This is a genomic window from Rhizobacter sp. P1_G5 (assembly GCF_056405435.1).
Genome location: NZ_JBFUCB010000680.1, coordinates 1 through 3,104 on the forward strand (window position 1 = coordinate 1; position 3,104 = coordinate 3,104).

At 69.0% G+C, this 3,104-nt stretch carries 2 protein-coding genes; both read left to right on the top strand.

All coding sequences use genetic code 11. From position 1 onward, the window contains the following. The first annotated feature begins 233 nt into the window (after window positions 1-233). Window positions 234-707, top strand: a complete 474-nt coding sequence (locus AC1D12_RS29355) for a (2Fe-2S)-binding protein (protein ID WP_477829530.1) — start codon at window positions 234-236, stop codon at window positions 705-707. A 10-nt stretch (window positions 708-717) separates the two neighbouring features. Beyond that, entirely contained in the window at window positions 718-2,961 is a 2,244-nt protein-coding gene (locus AC1D12_RS29360; RefSeq protein WP_477844711.1) for a xanthine dehydrogenase family protein molybdopterin-binding subunit, read from the top strand. The last annotated feature ends 143 nt before the right edge of the window (window positions 2,962-3,104 follow it).

Consider the following 3,104-nt stretch of genomic DNA (forward strand, 5'->3'; position numbering starts at 1 on the left):
CCACCCGCGCGACGGCCTTCGGGCTGTGCTGGGACGGCATCAAGCGGTAACGGTTCACCAGGCTCCACCGGTCGGATAACCCTGCACTTCCGCTCGGCTATCCGAATGGGCAGACACTGCGGCCGCTTGACGCGCCCTTGCCCGAGAGCTATCGTTTAAGTGAATTTTCGTTCATCTAAGAAGTTGTCCCCCTCTCTTCCCCTCTCCTCACCACCCCAGGGAGCCAGCCAGCCATGAGCACGCTCAACATCAACGGCCAGAACCGCCAGGTCGATGCCGATCCCTCCACCCCCATCCTCTGGGCCCTGCGCGACACGCTCGGCATGACCGGCACCAAGTTCGGCTGCGGCCAGGCGCTGTGCGGTGCCTGCACCGTGCACCTGAACGGCCAGGCGATCCGCTCGTGCGTGACGCCGATCTCGGCCGCCGCCGGCCAGAAGATCACGACGATCGAGGCCGTGACCGCCGGCACCGACAAGGTCGGCAAGGCCGTCCACGAGGCCTGGGTCAAGCACGACGTGGCGCAGTGCGGCTACTGCCAGAGCGGCCAGATCATGTCGGCCACCGCGTTCCTGAAGAGCGTGCCGCACGGCAAGGTGCCCACCGAAGCCGAGATCGATTCGGCGATGGCCGGCAACATCTGCCGCTGTGGCACCTATGCGCGCATCCGCGCTGCCATCACCGACGCCGCCCGCGCGCTGGCATAAGGAGCCCACCATGCATTTCGAACCCACCCTCCTCGAGCTGCCGAAGCACCTGCGTGCCATGCTCGACGCGCAGCAGGACCCGGTCGCCACCGAAGGCCTGCCGCGCCGCAGCTTCCTGAAGCTGACCGCCGTCAGCGGCTTCGCGCTCGGCGCGTTCCCGCTCGGCACGATGGCGCAGGACGCCGCCAAGCCGGCCGGCGGATTGAAGCCCACGCAGCAACCCTCGGCCTTCGTCCACATCGACAAGGACGGCAGCACCACCATCACGATCAACCGGCTCGACTTCGGCCAGGGCGTGCAGACCGCGCTGCCGATGATCCTGGCCGAGGAGCTCGATGCCGACTGGTCCAAGGTCAGGAGCGCGCACGGCAGCAACGACCCGGCCTACATCGACCCGGTGTTCGGCATCCACATCACCGGCGGCTCCGGCTCGATCGCGCACTCGTACACGCAGTACCGCGAGCTCGGCGCGCGCACCCGCGCGATGCTGGTGAGCGCCGCCGCGGCGCGCTGGAAGGTCGATGCGGCCACGCTGCGCACGCAGAACGGCGTGGTGATCGGCCCGGGCGGCAAGAAGCTCGGCTATGGCGAACTCGCCGAAGCCGCGATGAAGCAGCCGGTGCCCGAGACCGTCACGCTGAAGGATCCGAAGACCTTCAAGCTGATCGGCCGTGCGACCGGCCGGCTCGACGCGAAGGCCAAGTCCAGCGGCAAGCAGGGCTACGGCATCGACGTGCGCCTGCCCGGCATGCTGACGGCGGTGGTCGCGCACCCGCCGGTGTTCGCGGCGAAGCTGAAGTCGGTGGACGACAGCGCGGCCAAGGCCGTCAAGGGCGTGAAGGCCGTGCTGCGCATCCCGGTGGACCGCGGCGGTGAAGGTGTTGCCGTGGTCGCCGATGGCTACTGGGCCGCCAAGCAGGGTCGCGATGCGCTGAAGCTCGAGTGGGATGCGAGCGGCGTCGAGAAGGTCGACACCGCGGCGCAGCTGGTGCAGTACCGCGAGCTGGCCACCAAGCCGGGCGCGCGCAAGTACGACGCCGATGTCTCGAAGTTCGACGCCGCGCCGCACAAGATCACCGCCGAGTACGTGTTCCCGTACCTCGCGCATGCGCCGATGGAGCCGCTGAACTGCACCGTGCGTGCGGCCGACGGCAAGGTCGAGCTGTGGATGGGCTCGCAGATGCCTGGCCTCGACGGCCTGGCGGCCTCGAAGGTGCTGGGCGTGCCGCCGCAGAACGTGCAGGTGCACGTGCAGATGGCCGGCGGCGGCTTCGGGCGCCGCGCGATCGCGAGCAGCGACTACGTCGTCGAGGCATGCTCGGTGGTGAAGGCGGCGCAGGCGGCCGGCATCCAGGCGCCGATCCGCACGCTGTGGAGCCGCGAGGACGACGTGAAGGGCGGCTACTACCGGCCGATGCACCTGCACACCGCGAAGATCGGCTTCGATGCGCAGGGCAACGTGCTGGCCTGGGACCACGTGATCGTCGGCCAGTCGATCCTCGGCGGCACGCCGTTCGAGCCGATGATGGTGAAGGACGGCATCGACGGCACCGCGGTCGAGGGCATGAAGGAGCCGTATGCGGTGCCGATGCGCCTGACGGTGCACCACCCGAAGCAGAACGTGCCGGTGCTGTGGTGGCGCAGCGTGGGGTCCACGCACACCGCGTTCGCGATGGAGACGCTGGTCGACGAGATCGCCCGCACCACGAAGCAGGATCCGGTGGCCTACCGCATGAAGCTGATGGGCGACGAGCACCCGCGCCACAAGGCGGCATTGCAGCTGGCGGTCGATCGCTCGGGCTACGGCAAGAAGACGCTCGCGCCGGGCCGCGCCTGGGGCGTGGCGGTGCACGAGTCGTTCAACTCGGTGGTGGCCTACGTGGTCGAGGCCTCGGTGAAGGACGGCACGCCGACGCTGCACCGCGCGACGGCCGGCGTGCACTGCAACCTGGTCATCAACCCGAAGACGCTGGAAGCGCAGGTGCAGGGCGGCGCGCTGATGGGCTTGTCGATGTGCCTGCCGGGGGCGGCGATCACGCTGAAGGACGGCGTGGTCGAGCAGAGCAACTTCGGCGATTTCGTGGTGCCGCGCATCACCGACATGCCGCAGATCGAGGTGCACACCGTGCCGAGCGGCGACGCGCCGACCGGCATGGGTGAACCGGGCCTGCCGCCGCTGGCGCCGGCCTTCGCGAACGCGGTGGCCTCGCTGACGGGCAAGCCGATCCGCGAGCTGCCGTTCAAGCTGGCGTGATGTGAGTTGGAGGCCGACGCGCGAGCGCTGGCCTCCTCGCGGAAACCAGGGCTCTGGCGCTCAGGCATGCGCTACCCTCATGCGCCACACGGAGCATGAGATCGCAGACATGAGAAACGGTGAACGGGCGACGGGCGGAAAGC

Excerpts from the sequence above, each read along its gene's own strand:
- AC1D12_RS29360 (WP_477844711.1), top strand. The coding sequence starts at position 718 with ATGCATTTCGAACCCACCCTCCTCGAGCTGCCGAAGCACCTGCGTGCC.
- AC1D12_RS29355 (WP_477829530.1), top strand. The coding sequence starts at position 234 with ATGAGCACGCTCAACATCAACGGCCAGAACCGCCAGGTCGATGCCGAT.